The following is a 22,884-nucleotide window of genomic DNA, read 5'->3' as shown; positions in this document are numbered from 1 at the left end:
GGGGATGGGGTTACGCCGTCAGGTCGTCAGGGCTCCCAGCGGGAGTTCCAGGCGGACCTCCGTGCCCGCGTCGTGGCCGCCCCGTCCGATGCGGATGCGGGCGCCGACCGACGCGGCCCGTTCGACCATGCCGACCAGGCCGAAGTGGCCTGCCCTGCGCAGCTGTTCGAGGGTGGTGCCGGGCGGCAGGCCGCGGCCGTCGTCGTAGACGCTGATGCGGAGGAGGCTGTCGTGGACCCCGGCCTCCACGTCGACCTTGGTGGGGGTCGCGTGGCGGTGGGCGTTCTCCATCGCCTCCGTCGCGATGGTGAGGAGCTGGCGTGCCACGGCGGGCGGGACCGGCGGCACACCGTGTTCGCCGGTCGGGCGGTAGGTCGTGGGCAGGCCGGTTCTGGTGCTGAAGTCCCTTGTGCGGGCGGCCAGTTCCACGAGTACGTCCGTGCCCTCGGCCGGGTTGGACTCGCGCCGCAGGTCCGCCAGGAGTTCGCGGGATTCCGCCGCCGCCCTGCGCGCCGAGCGGGCCACCAGCTCCGCCTGTTGCCTGATCAGGGTCGGGTTCATGCGGTCCGCGCCCGCCGAGCCCGCCAGGCCGTCCGCCGCGAGGGCCACGCCGTGCAGGGTCTTCGCCACCGAGTCGTGCAACTCCCTTGCCAGGCGGGCTCGTTCGGCTCCTACCGCCTCCGTCACGGCGAGACGGGCCTGGACCGTCGTCAGCGCGGCCGTGGCTTCGCCGAAGCGGAGCATCAGGTTGCGCAGGGTCACTCCCACCGCGCCGGCGATCACGCACAGGCCGGGGAGGAGGAAGCTCTGCGCCACGATCCGGTGGGCGTCCGCCGCGGCGGTCTGCGCCAGCACCAGGATCACCGCCTGGAGGCTCGCGAAGCAGCCGGCGCCTCGCCAGCCGTAGACGATGCCGGCGAGGAGGGGGGTGCAGACGCTGACGTAGGCGAGCGTGCTGGTGGGTCCTGCCGAGATCAGGAGGAGGGAGCCGAAGAGGGTGTCCACGGCCAGGAGGGAGGGGTGGCGGAGGAGCAGGGGGCCGAAGCGTTCCCAGTCGCGGAACAGGACGTAGGACGCCATGAACGTGACTACTACGGCTGCGCCTACGAGGCGGGTGGCTACGCCGGGGGTGGCGTTGACCAGGGCGGAGGGGGCGGCCAGGGCGATCATCGCAAGGCGGAAGCCGAAGACCTGCCTGCACATTGCTTGTAGGGCGCTGATCTGGATGGGTAGGGCCACTTCCCGGCCCTCGGCCGGGATTTGCCCCGCACCCGCACCACCCGTGCGGCCATCGTCGTCAGGTGCCGGTGGCCCCTGTGGGGTGTCCTCGCCGTCGGCGGCCAACCGTTCCACACCCGGCTGCGCCGGCGGCCTCGGTACCCCCGGAAGCCAGCCCCCCGCCGGCGCCCATCCCACCGGCAACGCGGGCGTCACCGAGGTCACCGGAATGTCCGTCGCCCCCGACCGCACGTGGTCCGGCAGCACCGTCCCGGCCGGCGGTGTCGTGATCTCCGGTGGTCTGGGGCGGCGGCGCAGCAGCCCCGTACGTTCACGTTCGTCCGTCGTCGCCATCGTTCAAGTCGCCCCCGTCCGTCCCTACTTGCCCGTGATCGTGCTGAAGTCCGTGCCGGAGCCGAGGAGAAGGCCCGCGCCGAGGAGCAGCATCGTGGCCGGGACCATGAACGTGGTGATCATCATGGTGGCCTTGGGGACCGCGCGGGCCGCCTTCCGGCGGGCGTTCTGCGCGTCCGTGCGGCGCATGTCCTTCGCCAGCGACACCAGCGTGTCGACGATCGGCGCGCCCAGTTCCTCCCCCTGCTGCAACGCCGTGACGAACATGGCGACCTGCTCGCTGTCGTTGCGTCGCCGGAGTTCCGCGAAGGCGGCGCGGCGGCTCATGCCGAGGTCCATCTGGCGGAGGGTGATGCGGAGTTCGTCCGCCCAGGGGCCCTCGTACTTCGAGGCGACGCGGTCGAGCGCCTGGCGGAAGCCCAAGCCCGCGCTCACCACGACCGCCAGCACGTCGAGGAAGTCCGGCAGGGTCCGTTCGATGACGTCCTTGCGGATGCGGATCGCCGACCAGATGCCGACCTCCGTCCAGAACGCGCCGAAGGCGAAGAGGATGACGGCGACGATGTAGTGCCCTTCGAGCAGCATCAGCAGGCCGCCGAAGCCGCCGAGGAAGCCGTAGACCGCCCGGCGGGCCGCGTAGCGGTCGATGGTCAGGCCGCCGGGGTTGCCCGCGAGGTCTATCTTGCGGCGGTACTTGGCGACCAGCTTCGGGCCCATCAGGCGCAGGACCATCGGGGCGTAGCGCATGCCCATGCGGTCGATGAGGGAGTCGACCGCGCCGGTGCGGGTCGCGCCGACCTCCAGGGCCAGGACGAGGTCGCTGGGGAGTTTCGCGTCGGCGCGGTACATGCGGATGCCCGCGAAGACGCCCCACACGCTGAGGCCCATGACCAGTCCGAGGACGAGTGCCACCATGTCTGCTCTCCTCCCCTCAGACGTCGATGCGGGACAGGCGGCGGATGAGGATGAAGCCGACCGCGTACAGCCCGAAGGCGATGATCACGCAGGCCTGGCCGATCGGGGAGCCCGTCATCCGTTCCAGTGCGCCGGGTTTGACGCCGTTCATCAGGAAGAGGGCGCCCACGCCCATCACCGGAACGGCGTATGCCGTCATGTTGACCTGGGAGAGCTGGGTGCGGACCTCGCGGCGGGTCTCCTTGCGTTCCTCCAGGGTCTCCGTGAGGTTGCGCAGGGCGCTGACCACCTGGCCGCCCGCCCGGTTCGAGAGCACCAACGTCGTTACCAGGACGACGAGTTCGCGGGACGGGAGGCGGTCCGCGAGCTCGCTCAGCGCGTCGTCCATCGAGGCACCCACCGCCAACTGGTTGGCCACCTTGGCGAGTTCCTCCCCGGCCGGTGCCTCCAGCTCCTCCGCCGCCATGCTGATCGAGGTGCGCAGCGCGAGGCCCGCGTGGGTGGCGTTGGCCATGATGCGGGCCAGTTCGGGGAGTTGGTTGATGAACTTCTCGATGCGCTTCTGGCGCTGCCAGTTGAGGAACTGGATCGCCACCCCGATGCCCAACAGGCCTGCTATCGGCCCGAAGAAGGGTGCCAGGGACGCCTGCCCGATCAGCCAGAGCGCCGCGACCGTGGCCAGCATGTAGACGAAGAACTCGCCCGGCGTCATGTCCAACCCTGTTGCCGCCAGCCGCAGTTCGAGCTGCCGGCCGAGCCGCGTGCGGCGCAGTCTGCGGTCCAGGTCGCGGAAGCGGCGGACGCGGCCCACCTGGATCTGGCCGGTCGAGGTGAGGCGGTCGACCAGGGCCGCGCGCTGCGCCTTGCCCGTGGCGTAGGCGTGCACGCCGGCGACGCCCAGGACACAGGTCAGCAGGGTGACGCCGGTGGTGAGCGTGACGATCGTCTGGAGATCCATGGGGTCGGTCCCTACCTACTGGCTTCTCTGAGGGCGAGCTGTTCCGCGGTGTGGGCGACGCCGAAGGCCTGCGGCAGGGGCTGGCTCGCCATGTAGAGCCGGTCGGCGGTGCGGCGGGAGAGCGGGAAGTACTCGAAGGTGCCGTAGACCCGGCCGTCGGCGGAGATGGGCTGCGGGCTGAAGCGGGCCACCGTCGCCAGCCGGTACGGCTCGCTGCCGTGGCTGTCGAGGAGGGCGATCTCGGTGATGCGGCGGGCGCCGTCGGCGAAGCGGGTGAGCTGGATGATGACGTCGATGGCGCTGTTGATCTGGTCGTGGAGCGCCTCGAAGGGGATCTCCACCTCGGACATGGACGCCAGGGTCTTCAGGCGCATCAGCGCGTCCTCCGCGCTGTTGGCGTGGACCGTGGCGAGGGAGCCGTCGTGGCCCGTGGACATCGCCTGGAGCATGTCGAGGGATTCGCCGCCTCGGACCTCACCGACCACGATCCGGTCGGGGCGCATGCGGAGGGAGTTGCGGACGAGGTCGCGGATCGTGACCTGGCCCTTGCCCTCCACGTTCGGCGGGCGGGCCTCCAGGCGGATCACGTGCGACTGCTGGAGCTGGAGTTCGGCGGAGTCCTCGATGGTGATGATGCGCTCGGTCTCCGGGATCAGGCCGGAGAGCGCGTTGAGGAGGGTGGTCTTCCCGGTGCCCGTCGCGCCCGACACGATGATGTTGAACTTCGCGTGCACCAGGCCCGCGAGGAGATACAGCATGTGCTCGTCCAGCGAGCCGAAGCCGACCATCTCCTGGAGCGTGAAGGAGCGCGGGAAGCGACGGATGGTGAGCGTGGCGCCGGTCAGCGACAGCGGCGGGATGATCACGTTGACGCGCTCGCCGGACGGCAGTCGCGCGTCGACCATCGGATTCGACTCGTCCACGCGGCGGTTGACCGTCGACACGATCCGCTCGATCGTCTGCATCAGCTGGTCGTGGGAGGGGAAGCGGAGCGGCAACTGCTCGACGCGGCCGCCCCGTTCGACGAAGATCGCGTCCGGGCCGTTCACCATGATCTCGGTGATCGACGCGTCTTCGAGGAGCGGTTCGAGTATGCCGAGGCCGAGCGCCTCGTCGACGACCCGGCGGATCAGCTGCGAACGCTCGACCGTCGAGAGGACCGGCCCCTCACGGCTGATGATGTGCCCGAGCACCCGCTCCAGGCGGGCCCGTCGCTCGGCGGCGGCCAGCGCGCTCATCTCCGCGAGGTCGATCTCCTCCAGGAGTTTGGCGCGGTACGAGGCGACCATGTGGCCGTCCTCGCCCCGATGGCCGTTCTCCTCGGGATGGTTGACTCGTTCCCGCAGGCCCATGAGTGCTGTGCTCCTTGCTCCGCGTTCAGTGGTCGAGCGGCATGGTGGCGGTCTTGCTGGCCGTGCCGAAGTCCCAACCGGGCACGATCGAGGGGATGTTCACGGTGGAGGTGACCTGGACGGACCTGCCCAGGTCGGCCCGGCTGCAACTGGTGCCGCCCGCCAGGAATCCACTGACGGCGTCCTTGCAGTCCTGTGCGTAGTTCTGCTCCAGCGAGGCACTGCGCGCCCCGGTCCTGGCCGCTGTACCGGCCTGGATGGCGGTGTACGCGATCAGCCCGAGCTGTACGCCCGCCATCGCGACGAGGATCAGGATCGGGATGAACCCGAGGTACTCGATGGCGACTTGGCCGCGGTCCTTCCTGCCCTTGTCCATCTCAGTCCTTCGCCTCCTCTACGGCGCCCGCGTGGCCGTGCACCGTGAAGGGGAAGCCGATCGAGCCCGGGAAGAGGACGGGCACCTCAAGGGTGACGTCGGCCGTGACGAAGCCCGTGCCTCCGCAGGTCACCGTGGCGTCCCCCTTCCACGCGCCGTCCAGCTTGTCGAGGCCCGCCTGTTCGCACGCGGCCTCCCGATCCCCCGGGGCGGCGGCCGTCCCGGCCCGCACCGCCTCGTCCGCAGCATTCCCCGCGAGCGTGAAGGTGTACCCCACCAGCACGAACTGCCACATCAGCACCAGCGTCAGAATGATCAGCGGGGTCATACCGAGGAACTCGATGGTGGTCTGGCCCCGGTCCCGCTCACGCGACGCCGTCGAAAGCACGGCAGGCATCGAAGACATACGCATCCCCCTCACTCCTCTCACTCTCTCCGACGCCGGAAGCTCACCGAGCCGCGATCCCCGCCGCCCCGCGACCGCCCGCTCTTCTGGGCGACTTCGGGGACCTTGACCAGTCCGAGTTCGCCCGCGAGACCCCAAAGGGCCTGTTTCACCACGCTCTTGTTGTCGAGTTCGTGCAGGCGGCCCGCGTCCACCGCGCCCTGGAGTTCCTTGAAGTTGGCGGGGATCGCGGTGGCGGCGACCGTCGTGCCGGTGATGCGCTGGATGAGCGCCGGCTGGATCTCCGTACCGCGCGTATAGCGGTTGACGACGATGGTCGTCTCCTCGGCCTTGCGGATCTGCAGCCGGTCCCACATGCGGACGGTGCGCTTCGCGGCGCGTACGGCGACCACGTCCGGGGTGGTGAACAGCAGTGCCGTGTCGGCCATTTCGACGGCGGCCGCGCTCGCGCCGCTCATCTGGGCGCCGCAGTCGATGACGACGACCTCGTAGCGGGAGCGCAGGGCACTGACGATCTGGCGGGCGGCCCGGTCGGTGACCTCCTCGCCGCGTTCGCCCTCGCCGGGGGCCAGCAGCAGCGCCATCCCGGTGTCGTGCCGGAACACGGCGTCGGCCAGGACGCGCGGCGAGATGTCGGTGATCGCGGCGAGGTCGACGACGGAACGGCGGAACTGCACGTCCAGGTAGGAGGCGATGTCCCCGGTCTGCAGATCCATGTCGACCAGCGCGACGGTACGGCCCGACACCTGGGCGGCGAGGGCGAGTTGGATCGCGGCGAGGGTGGCGCCGACCCCGCCCTTGGAGCCGCTGACCGTGACGACGGTGCCGCCGACACCGGTGAACACGTCGCCGCCGTGGCCCAGATGGCGCCGTACGCCCACCGACCAGGCGGCGACGGCCTGGACGCGGTTGGCCAACTCCTCGTAGCTCAGCGGGAGGGCGACCAGACCGCGGGCGCCGGAGTCCATGGCGGCCTGGAAGAGGCCGGGGCTGGCGTCGGTGGTGACGAGGATGACGCCCACCGCGGGGAAGCGCAGCGCGACCTCGCGGACCAGCTCCAACGCCGGGACGGGACCGATGCGTTCATGCACCACCACGACCTCGGGCAGCTCGTCGACGGACTCGGCGGCGAGCCGGGCCAGGGTGTCGATGAGCTGCGTCGAGTCGGCCACCGGGGCCACCGGGTCGGCGTCCGGGAGCTGGCTGAGCAGGGTCGTGATGGCGCGGATGGCGTCCGCGTCTCCGACCGCCGGAAGAATCCTGGTGGGCATGCGGGCCTCTCACTTGTCCTTCGCGAGTTCGTACGTCCGGTCCTTGTCGGGGACGGTCGTATCGGTGCCGGGTGCCACCAGCGCGAGCCGCACCCGCTCGGCGAACGACTCGGCGTAGGTGATCCGTTGGGCGTCGAGCGTGGAGAGCGCGAAGGTGATCGGCACGCCGTCGGTGGACGTCTGCTGGTTCTTGTCGCTGTTGCTGCCGGGGTCGAGGGCGGTGATGTGGCCGACGTCGATGACCTTCGCGTTGGTCACGATGATCTTGGACTGGTCGGGGTCACCCTCCTTCTGGCCCGCGAAGGTGGCGTACACGTTGACCGTGGAGCCCGGTGTGATCTTGCCGGCGACGCCGGTCGCCGCGTCGATCATGATGGCGACCTCCTGCTGCCCGGGCTGCAGGGCCGGCTGGTCCACGATCATGTCGGTCTGCAGCAGGGAGCCCCCGCGCAGGGTGGTCACCGCGATCTTGCCCTGGACCTGGCGGATGTCGGTCACGGCGTTGTCCGACAGCCACCGCTTGGGCATCTCGATCTTCTTGAACTGCGCGGCGGTGAGAGCCGTGTACGGCGCCACGTTGTCCTTGACCTGGTACGCCGTGACCTCGGGACCGACCTTGGACTTCACGTCACGGATGACGGAGAGGACGCCGGCGAACGCACCGAGGGCGCAGATCACCGACAGGAGCAGGAGTATCACGCCGCGGCGCTGACGGGAGTTCATGAACCGTACAACCTCATTGGGGATATCGGTCGAGCGGAAATGAGCGGATCGAACCAGGTCTGGCGACTTCGTGTGCTGTAAGCGTGTCCTGTGTGTTGAGGACTTATCCGCTCGATGTTTGGTTCTCGTGAACGGGCGGTGTGGCGGAGCAGAAGACACAACGGTCGCCGATGACGTCGATGCCGCACCAGTGGCACACGGACTGCCGTACAGAGGTGACGAGTTGGTACAGCACCGACAGGTCGGGCAGATACGTACAGAACTCGATCAGCTTGTTCGTACCCCACCAAGTCACCGATTCGGCGGGCAGGGTGGCCTCGCGCAGCCCCATCGCGTTCCACGCCGGGGCGAGGGTGGTGCCGATCCAGTCGGACTGGAGCTGCCCCTTGGCGACCAGCATCCAGGTGCCGAACTCCGGCCCCTCCAGCGTGACTCCGGGGCCGACCCGGATCAACTGCGGCTCGGGGTGGGCGATCACGGCGAACTGACTGCCGGGCACCCAGGACTTGGCGTGCGACTTGAGGCCGACGGGAACCCGGTCCAGTCTGGTGACGGAGCCGAGGAGCGCGCCGGCGTGGATGTAGTGCGTGAGCAGCCGGCCCGCCGAGGCGAGGACACCGGGACTGAGGTCGCAGGACGCGAGCTGCCTCAACTGCCGGGCCAGGACGGCGAGTCCGAGCGGGGGCAGATTGGGGCGGAACAGGGCGATCCGGTCGGTCTCCAGGATGGACCGGATCGTGTGCAGCCGTCGGTCGACGCCCTCGGACACGGCCTGCGAGGACACGACGACGACATGCCCGTGCTGGTCGATCAGGGCCTGCATCTCCGACAGCGCCTGGTCAAGCGGTCGTTGATCGAGGTCCCGCAGGACGACGGCGGGCAGGGTCCGTTCGTCCTGTGGTGGCAGCGCCATGTCGGCGCTGGTCACGGCAATGGCAGTTGGCACGCGCAGCTCCCCGTCTCACGCCTGTCGGCCCACCGGCATTACTCCGGCACACCGAGTTGACTTCACTGCGTGACTACCTCAGCACTGTAACCACGCCCCTGTGACCGGAGAACAGCGTTTCTGTAGCTGTGCGGCAACTGTCATCGCACACAACACGCCAAATCGGGGCAGGTCGCGCATCCGATCGCGACGGGAGTGCCGAGACCACCGTCGGTGAAGTTGGTCTGGACCTCTTGACATCAGATTGGTCTGGACCAACTCTGGGACTCCCAGCGGTGGCCACCGTCGGCACAGTCACAGTCACATCCCCTCCAAACTCCCCCACCGGAGGCATCAGTGGACCGCGCACCAGGCATGCCCGTCCTCGGGAAAAGACGTCTGTGGGCCGGGGTCGCCATGGCCGCCCTCGCCCTCTCCTTCGCGGGCACCGGCCAGGCGTCCGCCGCCGACATCAACAACGCCAAGAACGCCGGCTTCGAGTCGGGTCTGACCAACTGGACCTGTACGGCGGGCAGCGGCACGACCGTCTCGTCCCCGGTCCACAGCGGCGCGGCGGCCCTGAAGGCCACCCCGGCCGGCCAGGACAACGCCCAGTGCAGCGAGCCGGTGGCGGTGAAGCCCAACTCGACGTACACGCTGAGCGCGTGGGTGCAGGGCGGCTACTCCTACCTGGGCGTGACCGGCACGGGCACGACGGACGTGTCGACGTGGACCCCCGACACGTCCGCCTGGAAGCAACTGTCGACGACGTTCACGACGGGCGCCTCGACGACGTCCGTCTCGGTGTACACGCACGGCTGGTACGGCCAGGCCGCGTACTACGCGGACGACATCTCGGTCTACGGCCCGGACGGCGGCGGTGGCAGCGACCCGGCCCCGACGGTCCCGGCGACGCCGACGGGCCTGACGGTCTCCTCTACGACCTCCTCCTCGGTCTCCCTCGCCTGGAGCGCGGTGTCGGGAGCGACGGGCTACAACGTCTACCGCAGCGGCACGAAGATCACGGCGGTGACGGGAACGTCCGCCACCATCACGGGACTTGCGGCGTCGACGGCGTACTCCTTCCAGGTCACGGCGACCAACTCGGCGGGTGAGTCGGGCAAGTCGACGGCGGTCACGGGCACGACGACGGCGACGGGCGGAGGCGGAGGCGGAGGCGGCACCCTGCCGAAGCACGCGGTGACCGGCTACTGGCAGAACTTCAACAACGGCGCGACCGTCCAGAAGCTCTCGGCGGTCTCCTCCCAGTACGACATCATCGCCGTGGCCTTCGCGGACGCGACCTCGACCCCGGGCGCGGTCTCCTTCACGCTCGACTCGGCCGGCCTCGGCGGCTACACGGTCGACCAGTTCAAGGCGGACATCGCGGCCAAGCACGCGGCCGGCAAGAAGGTCGTCATCTCGATCGGCGGCCAGAACGGCACGATCTCGGTGAGCGACTCGACGTCCGCGACGAACTTCGCCAACTCGGTCTACTCCCTGATGCAGACGTACGGCTTCGACGGCGTCGACATCGACCTGGAGAACGGCATCAACGCGACCTACATGACACAGGCGTTGAGGTCCCTCTCCTCGAAGGCGGGCTCGTCGCTCATCATCACGATGGCCCCGCAGACGATCGACATGCAGTCGACGTCGAACGCGTACTTCCAGACGGCCCTGAACATCAAGGACATCCTCACGGTCGTCAACATGCAGTACTACAACAGCGGCACGATGCTCGGCTGCGACGGCAAGGTCTACGGCCAGGGCACGGTCGACTTCCTGACGGCCCTGGCCTGCATCCAGCTCCAGGGCGGCCTCGCCCCGTCCCAGGTGGGCCTGGGCCTCCCGGCCTCGACGAGCGCGGCCGGCAGCGGCTACGTCTCCCCCACCATCGTGAACAACGCCCTCGACTGCCTCACCGCCGGCACCAACTGCGGCACCTTCAAGCCGTCGAAGACGTATCCCGACCTGCGGGGCGCGATGACGTGGTCCACCAACTGGGATGCGGCCGCAGGGAGTTCGTGGTCGAACTCGGTGGGGGCGCATGTGCATGCGTTGCCGTAGCACTCAGTAGGCAGGGAGGGTGGGGAGCGCGGCTGCTGTCGGGTCCCGCTCCCCACCTCTCGGCTAGGTTGACGTGATCATCCCTGACGTCGACCTCCCGGCAGGTGCCTCCCATGCCCTTACCCACCCGGCTCGGACTCCTCCGTGAACCGGACTTCGGACGGCTCTTCGCGGCCACCGCGCTCGGGCAGTTGGGTGACCGGATCATCTTTCTCGCCCTGCCGCTCGTCGCCATCGTGGCGCTGGACGCGGACGAGTTCCAGGTCGGGCTGCTGACGGCGATGACCACGGCGGGTTCGCTGCTGGTCGGGCTGCCGGCGGGTGCGTGGGTGGACCGGATGCGGAAGCGGTCGGTGATGATCAGCACCGACCTCGCGCGGGCGCTGGTCCTCGTGACGGTGCCGGTGGCGTGGTGGGCGGGTCTGCTGACCGTGTGGTGGCTGTACGCGGTCGCGTTGGTCCATGGGGTGCTGACGGTCTTCTTCGATGTGGCGTACGTCAGTTATCTGCCGCATCTGGTGGGGCGCGACAACCTCGTCGAGGGGAACGCGAAACTCTCGGCGATCCGCTCGGTGACCAGCATCAGCGGGCCGGGGATCGCCGGGCCGCTGGTCGGGTGGGTCGGCGCGCCCGCGACGCTGTTGGTGAGCGCGGCCGGGATGGCTATGTCGGGGCTGCTGGCGATCGGTATCCGCAAGCAAGAACCGCAGCCCGAACGGGAGTTGGGGCCGAGCGAGCGGTCTCAGCTGGGGCGCGACATCAAGGAGGGCTTGAGGTTCGTCCTCAAGTACCCCGCCCTGCGCGCGATCATGCTGAGCGACGCGATCTTCAACCTCTTCCTGGTGATGTACCAGACCATGCTGCTGGTCTTCCTGGAACGGGAGTTGGGGCTCGATTCCTCCGGTATCGGCCTCGTCCTCTCCGGGATGGGCTGCGGTGCGCTGCTGGGCGCGCTGTCGGCGACCCGGGTCGCGCGGTGGGTCGGCCAGGGCCGGGTCATCTGGCTCGCGTCGCTGGTGACGTGTCCGCTGACCGTCCTGATGCCGTTGGCCCACCCGGGCTGGAGCGTGTGCGTGGCGGCGGCCGGCCTCGCCTCGCTCTCCTTCGGCGGAGTCGTCCGCGTCGTGGCCCAGTCCAGCTTCCAACAGACCCTCACCCCCGACCGCCTCCTGGGCCGCGTGAGCGCGACGGCCCGGTTCGTGTCCTGGGGCGGAATCCCGCTGGGCGGACTGCTGGGCGGGACGTCGGGCTCGGTGTTCGGAGCGACGGCAACGCTGTGGATCGGCGCGGCGGGAATGACGGCGAGCGTCCTCCCGAACTTCCTGTCACCGCTCCGCACGATGCGCACGCTCCCGACAGCAGGCGACGAACTGGACCCCGTGGCCTGAGAGTTCCCCCTCTGGCCAAGCCCTCCTCAGCCCTCCTCAGTCCTCCTCAGTCCTTCTTCTCACCGTCCGCAGCCTGCGCGGCGAGCCTCGCCACCAGGTCCTGCGCCTTGTCGACAGCGGTGTCGATCTGCTCGCTGTGCTTGCCGTCCGTCTTCTCGTCGACGACATCCCCGGCCTTCTCCAGCCCGTCGGCGATCTTGTCTCCGTGCTCCTCGGCGATCTCCTCGGCCTTGTCCTTGAGCTTGCCCAGGTCTCCCAGGTTGTCGAACACGACAGTTCCCCCTCGCTGCAACGGGCTTACGCGGTCAGGGACATGGTCGTCACGATCGGCCCCGGAGGACAAGGTGGCCCCGACGCGGACACCCCGGCGGACGGAGGCGCGAGGCGGGCGTGTTCGGGGCGCACCGACCTGAAACATTTCCGTGGGCCCACCGCATCAGTACAAGTGAGGGCGGCGCCGGCAACAGCCCGCGAAAACAGGGGGATCAGGCATGAGACGACAGGAACGTGCCGACGAGTACGCGGAGTTCGCCTCCGCGCGCGCCGGGCATCTCTATCGGTCCGCCTGTCTGCTGACCGCCGGGGACACACATCTCGCGGAGGACCTGGTCCAGGAGACCCTCGGCAAGCTGTACGTCGGCTGGGGGCGGTTGTCCCGGGTCGGCAACCCCGCCGGGTACGCCCAGACCGTCCTCACCCGGACCTACCTCGCCCACCAGCGGCGCCGCAGCAGCACCGAACGCGCCACCGACGTCCTGCCCGACCTGCCCGACCCCGGCGCCCCGGGCGCCGACACGACGCTCCGGCTGACCCTCCTCCAGGCCCTCTCCCGGCTGCCCGCCAAGGACCGCGCCGTGGTCGTCCTGCGGTACTGGGAGGACCGGTCCGTCGAGGAGACCGCCGACGTGATGCATGTCAGCTCGGCCGCCGTACGCACCCGCTGTGTCCGCGCGCTCGGCCGGCTGCGCGAACTGCTCGGCGAGAACCTCGACGAATACGCCCGCCCCTGAACACCCGCACCACGCCTTCAACTCCCCTCCCCCTCACGCCCGTTACACCCCTTAATGCCCGTACATCCATTACATCCCCTTACGCGAAACGGTGGTCCGCCATGCCCGACACCCAGCACAGCGAGCCCCTCGACCCCTTCGAGGAACGGCTCACCGCCGGCCTGCACGACGCGGGCAACGCCTTCGAGACCGACCGGGCCGCCCTCGCCACCGCCGGCGCCCTCAAGGGCCGCCGGCGCCTGCTGCGCCGCCGCAACGCCGCCGTCATGAGCGGCGCGGCCGGTATCGCCCTCGTCGGCGTGGGCGGCGCACTGCTCCTGCCCAGCGGAAACCCCGCCGAGGCACAGGCCGCGCACGCCACCGCCGCGAGGTCCACGGCCACGTCCGCACCCACCCCCGTCTCTGGCGCCGCGCTCATCAACACGCTCGAAAAGCTGCTCCCGCAGGGCACGTTCTCGAAGGCCGAGGCCCGCGGCACGGACGAGGAACCGGCGCCGTACGTCCATGTCGTCTACGACGACGGCAATGGCGCGTCGGCCGTAGAGGTCGGCCTGGGACGGGTGCAGCCGGGGAGTGACCAGGCGCGGCAGACGACCCGGTGCCCGGGGAAGGCGTTCACGCACTACGACGCGTGCGGCACGAGCCGGCTGGCGGACGGGTCAGTGGTCATGGTCCTTCAGGGGTACGAGTATCCGGACCGCCGGGTGGACACCAAGTTGTGGAGCGCCGAACTCGTCACCCCGCAGGGCCAGCACGTCAGCATCAGCGAGTGGAACGCCGCCGCAGAGAAGGACGCCCCGATCACCAGGCCCCAACCGCCGCTGTCCCCGGCCCAGTTGAGGAAGGTGGCCGCCGCCACGGCCTGGCGGGACGCGATCGACGCGATGCCGGTGGACCCCAACTCGCCGGTCACACCGCCGAGTCCGAGCGAGACGGGCGCCACCCTGTCCGTCACGTCCACACTCCGGACCCTGCTGCCGAAGGGCCTCACCGTGTCCGAGGCCGGCGACACCGACGACTCCGGGTTCGGCTATGCCGTCGTCGACGACGGCAAGGGCAAGACCCTCGTACAGGTCAACGTCCAGGCGGACATGTCGGATGTCGAGGGCGATCTGTTCGGCTCCGACGCCGAGGTCCTGTCCGACGGCACGAAGGTCGCCGAACATCAGGGCCCCGGCGAGAAGGGCGGTTCCGGTGTCGTGATGTGGACCGTCGACACCATCAGGACCGACGGGCGGCGGGTGGTGGTCAGCGCCTTCAACTCCGGCGCCCAGGACACCACCGCGACCCGTACGACCCCGGCCCTGACCATGAACCAGCTCCGGACGATCGCCCTCAGCCCCAACTGGCTCTGATCAGAACGGCAGTTGGTCCGACGCCGGACAGAACACGCAACTCAGTCCTCGCGGACCTCTGCCTCCGCCGCGGCGAGCGCCGCCTCGTCCACCTCGTCGGACCCGTCGGCCTCGTCCTCGTCGTCGAAGTACGCGTCGAGGACCGCGTCCAGCTGCGTCTCCCACTCGGCGAACCTGCTCCGCGCCGCCGCCTCGATCTCGATCGGGTACCAACGGCGGTCAGGCGTGTGCACCGTGATGGTGAACCGCTTGCCGAAGCGCGGGGACTCGGTCTCTATGGCGCCGATCTCGTCCCAGCGGAACTCGCAGTTCTGGTCGTCCAGGCGCAGTCGTACGCCCTTCTCGTCCGCGACGATCTCCGCACGACGGTCGGACGCCTCGAAGACCGGGCCGTCCGAGGACGACTCCTCGTCGTCCTCATCCGCGTCGGCGTCACCGTCGTCGTCCTCGGCAACGGCCTTCTTTACGTCGGCCTTCGTGACGTCGACCTTCGCGACCGGCGATTCCTCACCGTCAGACGCTTCCGACCCTTCCGACTCGTTCGGTTCCTCCGGTGTCGCCGGCTTCTCGGCCTTCGCGTCCTCCGGCTCCGCGTCCCGCGGCCTCTTGTCCTCCGGCTGGTCGGAGGACACGGCGGGTGCGGTGAGCCCGGGGACGAAGGCCGGGTCGAATCCGGCGCCCTCCAGGGGCTGGCTGCTCGAACCTATGCGCTGCTCCACAGCGGGCAGTATGGTCGACGATCCTGTGTCGGGCACAGCCAGCCCCAACTTTGTTATCAGACGCCTACAAGCGGCTTACACGAACACACTGAGCACAGCGGCCACCGCGAACCCCGCGACCGACAGCACCGACTCCAGCACGGTCCACGTCTTCAGCGTGTCCCGCTCGCTGATCCCGAAGTACTTCGCCACCATCCAGAAGCCGCCGTCGTTGACGTGCGAGGCGAAGATCGACCCCGCCGAGATCGCCATGATGACCAGCGCGACGAACGCCTGCGAGTGGTCGCCCTCGGCCAGCAGCGGGGCCACGATGCCCGCCGTCGTCACGATCGCCACCGTCGCCGAACCCTGTGCGACCCGTAGTACCAGCGAGATCAGGTACGACAGCACGAGCACCGGCAGGCCTACGTCGTGGAAGGTGTCCGAGAGTGCCTGCGCGACCCCGCTCGCCTTGAGGACGGCGCCGAAGATCCCGCCCGCGCCGACGACCAGCAGGATGTTGCCGACCGGCTTGAGAGACGCGGTGGAGACGGTCTCCAGGGACTTACGGGACCAGCCGCGCCTCAGACCCAGGAGGTAGTACGCGAGGAGGAGCGCGATCGTCAGGGCCACGAAGGGGCTGCCGAAGAACTCGACCACCGAGCGGCCCGTGGACGGGTCGAAGGCGATCGACGAGAAGGTCGCCGCGAGGATCAGGACCAGGGGCGTACCGATGATCGCGAGAACCGTGCCCAGCGACACCGGCTTCTCCTGCGGTACGACGCCGGACTCACGCTGTTCGTCGATGACCGCCTGCTTCGCCTCGGCCGCAGCCTCGACCATGTCCTGCGGTACGGCGACGAAGATCCGCTTGCCGACCCAGGCGGCGTAGGCCCACGCGGCGAGCACGGCGGGGATACCGCAGACGATGCCCATGAGGATGACCCAGCCGAGCTGGACGTGGAGCAGGCCGGCCGCGGCCACCGGGCCGGGGTGCGGCGGCAGGAACGCGTGGGTCATCGACAGGCCCGCGAGCAGCGGCAGGCAGTACAGCAGGATCGACTTGCCGCCGCGCTTGGCCGCGGCGTACACGATCGGCGCGAGGACGAAGATGCCGACGTCGAAGAAGACCGGGATGCCGAAGATCAGGCCGGTGAGGCCCATGGCGAGCGGGGCCCGCTTCTCCCCGAACAGATTCAGCAGCCGGGACGCCAACACCTCTGCCCCGCCGCTGACTTCGAGGATCGCGCCGAGCATCGTGCCCAGGCCGATGATGATCGCGACATGGCCGAGGATGCCGCCCATGCCGGACTCGATGGTGGAGACGGCGTCGGAGCGCTGGACCGTGCCGAAGAGTTCGGTGACCGACAGACCGGAGAGCAGGCCGACGGTTATGGAGACGGCGAGGAGGGCCACGAAGGGCTGGAGTCTGACCTTGATGATCAGGAAGAGGAGGAGCGCGATCCCGAGGGCGGCGACCGTCAACAGGCCTGCTGTGCCGTCGAGCAGGAGGAGCAGGCCTCCGGTGTGGGGTGGTGTCGCGGGGGCGGTGGCGGCGAGCGGTAGGGACATGGTGGGGGTCCTCGTTGTCGTCGTAAGAGCATGGGGCTTTCGGGGCAGGGGGGATCGCGGCGCGGCACCCCGAAGGGCGCCGAACCGTCGTACGGTGTGCGGGAGTTGGGGCGGTGCCGGCTCGGTGCTAGCTCAGAACGGCCAGCGCGTCGATCTCGACGAGCAGTCCGGCGGGCAGGCCGACGTAGACCGTCGTGCGCGCGGCAGGAGGAGCCTTCAACTCCTGCTCCTCGAAGTACTCGTTGTAGATCGCGTTCATCTCGGCGAAGTGGTCCACGTCCGTCAGATAGACGCGGATCATCATCGCGTCCTCCCAGCTCGCGCCACCCTCCTCCAGGATCGCCTGGACGTTGGCGAGGGTCTGGAGGGTCTGCTCGCGCAGGGTCGGGCCGGCCGGCGTCGGCGGCTTGCCCTCCTCGGCGGGGAGGAAGCCGACCTGGCCCGCGACCTGGAGGATGTTCCCCTTGCGGACGCCGTGCGAGAACTTCGCGGGCGGGGTGGTGTGGGTCTTGGGCGTGAGCGCGGTCTTCTCGGTCATACGAGGTCCTTCATACGGGGTCCTTGACGGGGGTTCGGCCGGAGTACTCCCCGCTGATGGCGTCCGCCGTGCGACGGACCAGGGGGAGCAGGGTGAGGAGTTCGTCGGCGGTGACGACGACGTTGGGCGCGGAGACCGACATCGCGGCGACCACGCGTCCGTCGGCGCCCCGGATCGGCGCGGCGACGCAGTTGATGGACTCTTCGTGGCCGCCGAGGTCGGTGGCCCAGCCCTGTTCCCGTACCTTCTCCAACTCCCGCAGGAAAGCAGGGGCGTTGGGGGTGGAGCGGGCGGTGTACATGGGGTATTCGAGCTTGTCGGCGAGGGCCCGGCGCTCGATCTCCGGGAGGTCGGCGAGCAGCAGCTTGGCCACGCCCGCGACGGTGATGGCGACCGGCTTGCCGATCCGGGAGTACATGCGCACCGGGTAGCGGCTCTCCACCTTGTCGATGTAGAGGACCTCGTTCTCCTCGTACACCGCGAGGTGGACGGTATGACCGCACTGCTCGTTCAGCCGGACGAGATGGGGGTGGGCGATCTCGCGGATGTCGAGGTTCTCCATCGCCTCCTGGGCGAGGGCGATGAGCCGGGCGCCGAGGCGGTAGCGCTGGTCGGACTGGCGGTAGACCAGGCCGTGTTCGTGCAGGGTGCGCAGGAGGCGCAGGGCCGTCGACTTGTGGACGTCGAGACGTTCGGCGACCTGGCCGAGGTCGGCGGGGCCCTCGGCGAGCAGCGGCAGGATGCTGAGCGCACGGTCGACGGTCTGACTCATGGGGTACATACCTCCTCGTCGGCCCAGTCGGCGGCGTCGGTCCAGCCGGGGCCGAGTCGAAGTCTCCCCCACGCCTGCTCGTCCAGGGCGACCAGCCGGTCGGCGTGGTCACGGACCGGGGGCGCGGCGAGGTCACCGGGCACGGTGAGGGCGGCGGCGGCCGTGAGATGCCCGTGCCGCAGCCGGTCCCGTACGGGAAGTCCCCGCAGGGTCGCGGACAGGAACCCGGCGGCGAAGGCGTCCCCGGCGCCGACCGCGGCCACGACGTCGACGTGCGGCGCGGGCACGAAGGTGGCGTCGCCCCGGTGGAAGACGGTGGCTCCGCGTCCGCCCTGCTTGACGACGAGCGTCTCGGGGTCGGGGAACGCGTCCCGTACGGCATCGGCCCCGACCAGCCCCCAGACCTCGGCGGCCTCGTCCTCCCCGACGAACACGAGGTCCGCACCACGCGCCAGCTCCAGCAGCACACTCGGCCCGTCGGCCGAACGCCCCAGCGCGGGACGGTGGTTGACGTCGAACGAAATCAGGGGACGGCCGGCGCGGATCGCGGTCAGCTCACGGACCAGGCCGAGACAGTCCTCGGACAGCATCGGGGTGATCCCGGACAGATGCAGCACCCGCCCGGCCCGTACGGCGGCCAGGTCGACGTTCGACGCGGCCATCGCGGAGGCGGCGGACCCGGCCCGGTAGTACGCCACCTCGTGCGCGTCGGTGGCCCGGTCCCCGGCGGTGCGGAAGTAGATACCGGTCGGCCGCGCGGGATCACGCCGTACGGCGGACACGTCGACGCCGTAGCCGCCGATCGTCTCGACGAGGTGATCACCGAAGCCGTCGGCCCCGACCCGGCTGACCCACCGAACCGAGTGGCCGGCCGCCGCCAGCACGCAGGCGACATTCGACTCGGCGCCGCCGATGGCGCGATCGAAGGACGGCACGTCGGCGAGGCGGCCCGGCCGGCTGGGTAGGAACGTGACCATGGACTCGCCCAGCGCTACGACGTCCACGACGTCACGGGCGGCGGTGGACTGTCCGTCGGCGGTCACGATGGTGATGGCTCCTCGTCCGGTGCGCCGGGGGCGGCGGCTCCGTTGACCCGGTGTTGGGCGAGATGTTAGACAGCGGTAAGCGATATACGCAATGAAGGTTGCAGGGATTGCAACACGCCAGCTCAGGGAGGCCCCATGGTCCGCGACACCGGTACCGAAGCGCTCACCCGGCTCGCCGGGGAACGCGTCGACCACCGTTTCAAGGGCCTCCCCCCGGACGCGGACGGCGTCACGGTCGCCGAGCTGGCGGCCCAGCGCCGCAACCTCTTCACCGGCGGCTTCACCACCCCCGTCCTCGCCCTCTCGGCCGAGCGCCTGGACCACAACCTCCGCCTCATGGAGACGTACGCGACCCGCCACGGCCTCGCCTTCGCCCCGCACGGCAAGACCTCCATGGCCCCCCAGCTCTTCCACCGCCAACTGGCCCACGGCGCCTGGGGCATCACCCTCGCGGTCCCCCACCAGGTGCGCGTGGCAAGGGAGTTCGGGATCAGCAGGATCTTCCTGGCGAACGAGCTGGTAGACCCGGCAGCCCTGAAGTGGATCTCCTCCGAACTGGACGCCGACAGCGACTTCCGCTTCATCTGCTACGTCGACTCCGTGCGCGGGGTCGAGTTGATGGACGCGGCCCTGCGCGGCGCCGCCCGCCCCCTGGACGTCGTCGTCGAACTGGCCGCCGGCGAGGGCGCCCGCACCGGCGTGCGCACGGAGGCGGAGTGCGCGGCGGTCGCGGACGCGGTGGCCGCCGTAGGGACTCTGCGGCTGGTCGGGGTCGCCGGGTACGAGGGCGAGGTGCCACAGGCCGATCCGGCGCGGGTGCACGCGTGGCTGCGTCAACTGACCGCTCTCGCCGTGGACTTCGACAAGGACGGACGCTTCTCGGGATCGGGGCTCGACGAGATCGTGGTCAGCGCGGGTGGCAGCGCCTGGTTCGACGCGGTGGCCGACGTCTTCGCCGAGCTGCCCGAACTCTCGCTCCCCGCACTGAAGTTGCTGCGCTCGGGCGCCTACGTCTCGCACGACGACGTCCACTACCGCGAGATCACCCCCTTCACCCGCATCCCCGAAGAGGGCGCCCTGGAGCCCGCGTTCCGGCTCTGGGCGCAGATCGTCTCCCGCCCCTCCCCCGAGCAGGCCTTCGCCAACGCGGGCAAGCGGGACGCGGCCTACGACCTGGACCTCCCCGTCGCCCAGGTCGTCCGCCGAGATGACACGGAGCGCCCGGCGACCGGCGTCGAGGTCACCGGCCTGTCCGACCAGCACGCCTGGCTGCGGACGACGGCCGAGGCGGACTTGGAGGTGGGCGACTGGATCGGGATGGGCCTGTCCCACCCCTGCACGTCCTTCGACAAGTGGCAGCTGATCCCGGTGGCGGAGGCGGACGGGACGGTCGTCGACTACATCCGTACGTTCTTCTAGAGGCCGTGTCGGACCCCGCTGGAGGCATGGGCATGGAAGAACTCGTCATCCGGGACGCGGACGTCGTCGACGGCGGTGGTGGACCGTCGTACCGCGCCGATGTGGTCGTCGACGGCGGCCGGATCGTCTCGATCGTCCAGGAGGCCGCGGCGGCCGGCTGTCAACGCCCCAAGGCGCGGCGGGAGTTGGATGCCGAGGGACTGGTCCTCTCCCCCGGCTTCATCGACATGCACGCCCACAGCGACCTCGCCCTGCTCCGCGACCCGGACCACAGCGCCAAGGCCGCGCAGGGGGTGACCCTCGAAGTCATCGGCCAGGACGGGCTGTCGTACGCCCCCGTCGACGACCGCACGCTCGCCGAGGTGCGCCGGGCGATCACCGGGTGGAACGGATACGGCGACGACATCGACTTCGACTGGCGGTCGGTGGGCGAGTACTTGGACCGGTTGGATCGTGGAGTGGCGGTCAACGCGGCCTACTTGATCCCGCAGGGCACGGTCCGGATGCTCGCCGTCGGCTGGGAGGACCGGGAGGCGACACCCCAAGAGCTGGACCGGATGCGGCAGTTGGTCGCCGAGGGCATGGAACAGGGCGCGGTCGGCATGTCGTCCGGGCTCACCTACACCCCCGGCATGTACGCGAAGGACGCCGAACTCACCGAACTCTGCCGGGTGGTGGCGTCGTACGACGGCTACTACTGCCCGCACCACCGTTCGTACGGCGCGGGCGCGCTGGAGGCCTACGCGGAGATGGTGGAGCTGAGCCGCGAGGCGGACTGCTCCCTCCATCTGGCCCACGCCACCATGAACTTCGGCGTGAACGAGGGCCGCGCACCGGAGTTGCTGACCCTCCTGGACGAGGCCCTGGCGACCGGCGCGGACATCAGCCTCGACACCTACCCCTACACCCCCGGCTGCACAACGCTCGTGGCGATGCTGCCGAGTTGGGCGAGCGAGGGCGGCCCGGAGGAGATCCTGAGGCGGCTGGCGGACGACGAGACCGCCGACCGTATCCGCCACCACCTGGAGGTGATCGGCTCGGACGGCTGCCACGGGGTGCCGATGGAGTGGGACACGATCGAGATCTCGGGGGTCACGGATCCCGCGCTGGCGGAGTACGTCGGCCGCCGCCTCGACAGCTGGACCACCGCCCGTCATCTCCTCCTGGCCGACCGGCTCGCCCCGTCGATCCTCCAGCACGTGGGCCACGAGGAGAACGTCCGGCAGATCATGCGGCACCGCGTCCACACGGGCGGCTCGGACGGCATCCTCCAGGGCGCGAAGCCGCATCCGCGGGCGTACGGCACGTTCCCGCGCTATCTCGGCCACTACGTACGGGAGTTGGGGCTGCTGTCCCTGGAGGAGTGCGTGGCCCACCTCACGTCACGCCCGGCGGCACGCCTGCGCCTGCCGGACCGGGGCCTGGTCAAGGAGGGCTACCGCGCGGACCTGGTGTTGTTCAACCCCGCGACGGTGGCGGCGGGTTCGACCTTCGAGCAGCCGCGCAAGCTGCCGACCGGCATCCCGCACGTGCTGATCGACGGCCGTTTCGTGATCGAGGACGGCCGGCGGACGGACGTACTTGCGGGGCGGTCGGTCCGTCGCAGTCCCGTGCGACGGAACGCCGACTCCCGCTCCTGACCTACACCTCGGGGAAAGCCCCTGCCTTACGGCTTGGGCAGCGTGCAGGTGGACGCGCTGAGGCTGAGCACGTTGGCCGAGGTGAAGCAGGCCGGGATGTTGTAGGTCTCCTCGGCGTAGTTGATGCCCTCGCGGACCGTCACCGTGCCGTTCTCGTCGACCTCGCACGGGTTGTCGACGGTGCAGGTCTCGCCGTCCTCGTTGCCCGTGTTGTTGACGGCGACGACCTGCCCGGTGCTGGTGTCGATGACCGGGGAGCCGGAGGTGCCGCCGATGGTGTTGCACGCGGAGGTGTAACGGACCGAGTCCTTCCAGGTCCAGTCGCCCTCCTTCAGCCGGTACACGAACCCGTCGATGCTGCAGCTGTAGATCGTCTTCCAGTAGCCGGAGACGACCTTGATGGCGGTGCCGGCGGTCGGGTGCGTGGCGCTCACGGTGAGCGGGCTGATGCCGTACGCGCTCTTGATCGCCGCGTACGTCGTGGTGGTGCGGTAGATCGTCACGTCCGTGTCGGTCATCGTCGAGTAGACGACCTGGTTGGCGCGGAGTGTGGCGACCTTGGTGCCGGCCGAGTTCAGCAGCCCGAAGGTACGGCTGGAGGACTGGCCGGTGATGACCTCACCGGGCTCCGGGAAGCCGGTCTCCAGGCAGTGGCCGTTGGTCATGACCAGCGCCGGAGCGGTGTCGGTCGAGTTCGGGAAGCGGATGACCGAGCCGGAGCAGTTGCTGAGCGAGACGGTACCGGCGAAGTCGACGGTCACCGCGGCGGCCTTCGGTGCCACCTGGGGTGCGGCGACCGCGGGTGCCACGCCCGCCCCGGCGATGGCCAGGGTGGAGAGCGCGGCAAGGAGAGGCTTGTTCATGTGGGGGTCCCCTCT

At 69.8% G+C, this 22,884-nt stretch carries 22 protein-coding genes; 6 read left to right on the top strand and 16 right to left on the bottom strand.

From position 1 onward, the window contains the following. Positions 1-18: 18 nt before the first annotated feature. The 9 genes from OG496_RS35725 to OG496_RS35685 all read right to left on the bottom strand — a co-directional run bounded on the left by OG496_RS35725 (position 19) and on the right by OG496_RS35685 (position 8,486). Positions 19-1,203 carry a sensor histidine kinase gene (locus OG496_RS35725; RefSeq protein ID WP_405973827.1) on the bottom strand — a complete coding sequence of 395 codons (1,185 nt, stop codon included), beginning with the start codon at positions 1,201-1,203 and terminating at the stop codon, positions 19-21. Between the two features lie 393 nt (positions 1,204-1,596). Further along, a complete protein-coding gene (locus tag OG496_RS35720) occupies positions 1,597-2,487 on the bottom strand; it encodes a DUF5936 domain-containing protein (RefSeq protein ID WP_366489523.1) in 891 nt (296 codons plus the stop codon). A 16-nt stretch (positions 2,488-2,503) separates the two neighbouring features. Further along, positions 2,504-3,445: a type II secretion system F family protein gene (locus OG496_RS35715; RefSeq protein WP_366489522.1), complete on the bottom strand. Its 942-nt coding sequence runs from the start codon at positions 3,443-3,445 to the stop codon at positions 2,504-2,506. Positions 3,446-3,456: 11 nt separating this feature from the next. Beyond that, on the bottom strand, positions 3,457-4,797 hold the full coding sequence (locus OG496_RS35710) for a CpaF family protein (RefSeq protein ID WP_033285200.1): 1,341 nt from the start codon (positions 4,795-4,797) through the stop codon (positions 3,457-3,459). A 25-nt stretch (positions 4,798-4,822) separates the two neighbouring features. Continuing rightward, on the bottom strand, positions 4,823-5,173 hold the full coding sequence (locus OG496_RS35705) for a TadE/TadG family type IV pilus assembly protein (protein ID WP_366489520.1): 351 nt from the start codon (positions 5,171-5,173) through the stop codon (positions 4,823-4,825). A 1-nt stretch (position 5,174) separates the two neighbouring features. Then, a complete protein-coding gene (locus tag OG496_RS35700; protein WP_366489519.1) occupies positions 5,175-5,579 on the bottom strand; it encodes a TadE family protein in 405 nt (134 codons plus the stop codon). A gap of 20 nt (positions 5,580-5,599) precedes the next feature. After that, entirely contained in the window at positions 5,600-6,850 is a 1,251-nt protein-coding gene (locus OG496_RS35695) for an AAA family ATPase (protein ID WP_405973826.1), read from the bottom strand. Positions 6,851-6,859: 9 nt separating this feature from the next. Further along, on the bottom strand, positions 6,860-7,573 hold the full coding sequence (gene cpaB / locus OG496_RS35690; protein ID WP_366489517.1) for a Flp pilus assembly protein CpaB: 714 nt from the start codon (positions 7,571-7,573) through the stop codon (positions 6,860-6,862). A gap of 103 nt (positions 7,574-7,676) precedes the next feature. Then, on the bottom strand, positions 7,677-8,486 hold the full coding sequence (locus OG496_RS35685; protein WP_366490377.1) for a hypothetical protein: 810 nt from the start codon (positions 8,484-8,486) through the stop codon (positions 7,677-7,679). Between the two features lie 387 nt (positions 8,487-8,873). Here OG496_RS35685 and OG496_RS35680 point away from each other — a divergent pair, with 387 nt between their 5' ends. Together OG496_RS35680 and OG496_RS35675 are read left to right on the top strand one after the other, a co-directional pair. Beyond that, entirely contained in the window at positions 8,874-10,568 is a 1,695-nt protein-coding gene (locus tag OG496_RS35680; RefSeq protein WP_405976779.1) for a chitinase, read from the top strand. A gap of 113 nt (positions 10,569-10,681) precedes the next feature. Beyond that, the gene (locus tag OG496_RS35675) at positions 10,682-11,956 is read left to right on the top strand and encodes an MFS transporter (protein ID WP_405973825.1); all 1,275 of its coding nucleotides are present in this window, start codon (positions 10,682-10,684) and stop codon (positions 11,954-11,956) included. Positions 11,957-12,002: 46 nt separating this feature from the next. Here OG496_RS35675 and OG496_RS35670 read toward each other — a convergent pair whose 3' ends face one another. Continuing rightward, entirely contained in the window at positions 12,003-12,227 is a 225-nt protein-coding gene (locus OG496_RS35670) for an antitoxin (protein WP_393761594.1), read from the bottom strand. 220 nt (positions 12,228-12,447) lie between these two features. Between OG496_RS35670 and OG496_RS35665 the strand changes: the two genes are divergently transcribed. Both OG496_RS35665 and OG496_RS35660 read left to right on the top strand, forming a co-directional pair. After that, positions 12,448-12,966 carry a SigE family RNA polymerase sigma factor gene (locus OG496_RS35665; protein ID WP_366489514.1) on the top strand — a complete coding sequence of 173 codons (519 nt, stop codon included), beginning with the start codon at positions 12,448-12,450 and terminating at the stop codon, positions 12,964-12,966. A gap of 101 nt (positions 12,967-13,067) precedes the next feature. After that, entirely contained in the window at positions 13,068-14,321 is a 1,254-nt protein-coding gene (locus tag OG496_RS35660; RefSeq protein WP_405973824.1) for a hypothetical protein, read from the top strand. 41 nt (positions 14,322-14,362) lie between these two features. Here OG496_RS35660 and OG496_RS35655 read toward each other — a convergent pair whose 3' ends face one another. The 5 genes from OG496_RS35655 to OG496_RS35635 form a co-directional block, all read right to left on the bottom strand. Beyond that, positions 14,363-15,040: a hypothetical protein gene (locus tag OG496_RS35655; protein WP_405973823.1), complete on the bottom strand. Its 678-nt coding sequence runs from the start codon at positions 15,038-15,040 to the stop codon at positions 14,363-14,365. Between the two features lie 75 nt (positions 15,041-15,115). Beyond that, positions 15,116-16,591, bottom strand: coding sequence for a GntP family permease (locus OG496_RS35650; RefSeq protein ID WP_033285211.1), 1,476 nt, complete (start codon positions 16,589-16,591; stop codon positions 15,116-15,118). Between the two features lie 127 nt (positions 16,592-16,718). Continuing rightward, positions 16,719-17,129: a RidA family protein gene (locus tag OG496_RS35645; RefSeq protein WP_366489508.1), complete on the bottom strand. Its 411-nt coding sequence runs from the start codon at positions 17,127-17,129 to the stop codon at positions 16,719-16,721. 10 nt (positions 17,130-17,139) lie between these two features. Further along, on the bottom strand, positions 17,140-17,901 hold the full coding sequence (locus OG496_RS35640; RefSeq protein WP_366489507.1) for an IclR family transcriptional regulator: 762 nt from the start codon (positions 17,899-17,901) through the stop codon (positions 17,140-17,142). After that, positions 17,898-18,944 (bottom strand): sugar kinase, encoded by a 1,047-nt coding sequence (locus OG496_RS35635; protein ID WP_405973822.1) that lies wholly within the window; start codon positions 18,942-18,944, stop codon positions 17,898-17,900. Before OG496_RS35635 ends, OG496_RS35640 begins: the two co-directional genes overlap by 4 nt. A 138-nt stretch (positions 18,945-19,082) precedes the next feature. Between OG496_RS35635 and OG496_RS35630 the strand changes: the two genes are divergently transcribed. Then, entirely contained in the window at positions 19,083-20,366 is a 1,284-nt protein-coding gene (locus OG496_RS35630) for an amino acid deaminase (RefSeq protein WP_405973821.1), read from the top strand. Positions 20,367-20,398: 32 nt separating this feature from the next. Then, positions 20,399-22,006 carry an amidohydrolase family protein gene (locus OG496_RS35625; protein ID WP_405973820.1) on the top strand — a complete coding sequence of 536 codons (1,608 nt, stop codon included), beginning with the start codon at positions 20,399-20,401 and terminating at the stop codon, positions 22,004-22,006. A gap of 26 nt (positions 22,007-22,032) precedes the next feature. Here the strand turns inward: OG496_RS35625 and OG496_RS35620 are convergent, their stop codons facing one another. Further along, on the bottom strand, positions 22,033-22,869 hold the full coding sequence (locus OG496_RS35620; RefSeq protein ID WP_399386867.1) for a trypsin-like serine peptidase: 837 nt from the start codon (positions 22,867-22,869) through the stop codon (positions 22,033-22,035). Positions 22,870-22,884: the final 15 nt, after the last annotated feature.

Source organism: Streptomyces sp. NBC_00988, assembly GCF_045162645.1.
Taxonomy (GTDB): domain Bacteria; phylum Actinomycetota; class Actinomycetes; order Streptomycetales; family Streptomycetaceae; genus Streptomyces.
Note: the sequence above shows the minus strand (reverse complement) of the source record. Positions and strands in the feature narration are given on the sequence as shown.

Bases quoted from the DNA above. Each gene is read 5' to 3' on its own strand.
- OG496_RS35725 (WP_405973827.1), bottom strand. From the start codon at position 1,203: ATGTGCAGGCAGGTCTTCGGCTTCCGCCTTGCGATGATCGCCCTGGCC.
- OG496_RS35720 (WP_366489523.1), bottom strand. From the start codon at position 2,487: ATGGTGGCACTCGTCCTCGGACTGGTCATGGGCCTCAGCGTGTGGGGC.
- OG496_RS35715 (WP_366489522.1), bottom strand. From the start codon at position 3,445: ATGGATCTCCAGACGATCGTCACGCTCACCACCGGCGTCACCCTGCTG.
- OG496_RS35710 (WP_033285200.1), bottom strand. From the start codon at position 4,797: ATGGGCCTGCGGGAACGAGTCAACCATCCCGAGGAGAACGGCCATCGG.
- OG496_RS35705 (WP_366489520.1), bottom strand. From the start codon at position 5,173: ATGGACAAGGGCAGGAAGGACCGCGGCCAAGTCGCCATCGAGTACCTC.
- OG496_RS35700 (WP_366489519.1), bottom strand. From the start codon at position 5,579: ATGTCTTCGATGCCTGCCGTGCTTTCGACGGCGTCGCGTGAGCGGGAC.
- OG496_RS35695 (WP_405973826.1), bottom strand. From the start codon at position 6,850: ATGCCCACCAGGATTCTTCCGGCGGTCGGAGACGCGGACGCCATCCGC.
- cpaB (WP_366489517.1), bottom strand. From the start codon at position 7,573: ATGAACTCCCGTCAGCGCCGCGGCGTGATACTCCTGCTCCTGTCGGTG.
- OG496_RS35685 (WP_366490377.1), bottom strand. From the start codon at position 8,486: ATGGCGCTGCCACCACAGGACGAACGGACCCTGCCCGCCGTCGTCCTG.
- OG496_RS35680 (WP_405976779.1), top strand. From the start codon at position 8,874: ATGCCCGTCCTCGGGAAAAGACGTCTGTGGGCCGGGGTCGCCATGGCC.
- OG496_RS35675 (WP_405973825.1), top strand. From the start codon at position 10,682: ATGCCCTTACCCACCCGGCTCGGACTCCTCCGTGAACCGGACTTCGGA.
- OG496_RS35665 (WP_366489514.1), top strand. From the start codon at position 12,448: ATGAGACGACAGGAACGTGCCGACGAGTACGCGGAGTTCGCCTCCGCG.
- OG496_RS35660 (WP_405973824.1), top strand. From the start codon at position 13,068: ATGCCCGACACCCAGCACAGCGAGCCCCTCGACCCCTTCGAGGAACGG.
- OG496_RS35650 (WP_033285211.1), bottom strand. From the start codon at position 16,591: ATGTCCCTACCGCTCGCCGCCACCGCCCCCGCGACACCACCCCACACC.
- OG496_RS35645 (WP_366489508.1), bottom strand. From the start codon at position 17,129: ATGACCGAGAAGACCGCGCTCACGCCCAAGACCCACACCACCCCGCCC.
- OG496_RS35640 (WP_366489507.1), bottom strand. From the start codon at position 17,901: ATGAGTCAGACCGTCGACCGTGCGCTCAGCATCCTGCCGCTGCTCGCC.
- OG496_RS35630 (WP_405973821.1), top strand. From the start codon at position 19,083: ATGGTCCGCGACACCGGTACCGAAGCGCTCACCCGGCTCGCCGGGGAA.
- OG496_RS35625 (WP_405973820.1), top strand. From the start codon at position 20,399: ATGGAAGAACTCGTCATCCGGGACGCGGACGTCGTCGACGGCGGTGGT.
- OG496_RS35620 (WP_399386867.1), bottom strand. From the start codon at position 22,869: ATGAACAAGCCTCTCCTTGCCGCGCTCTCCACCCTGGCCATCGCCGGG.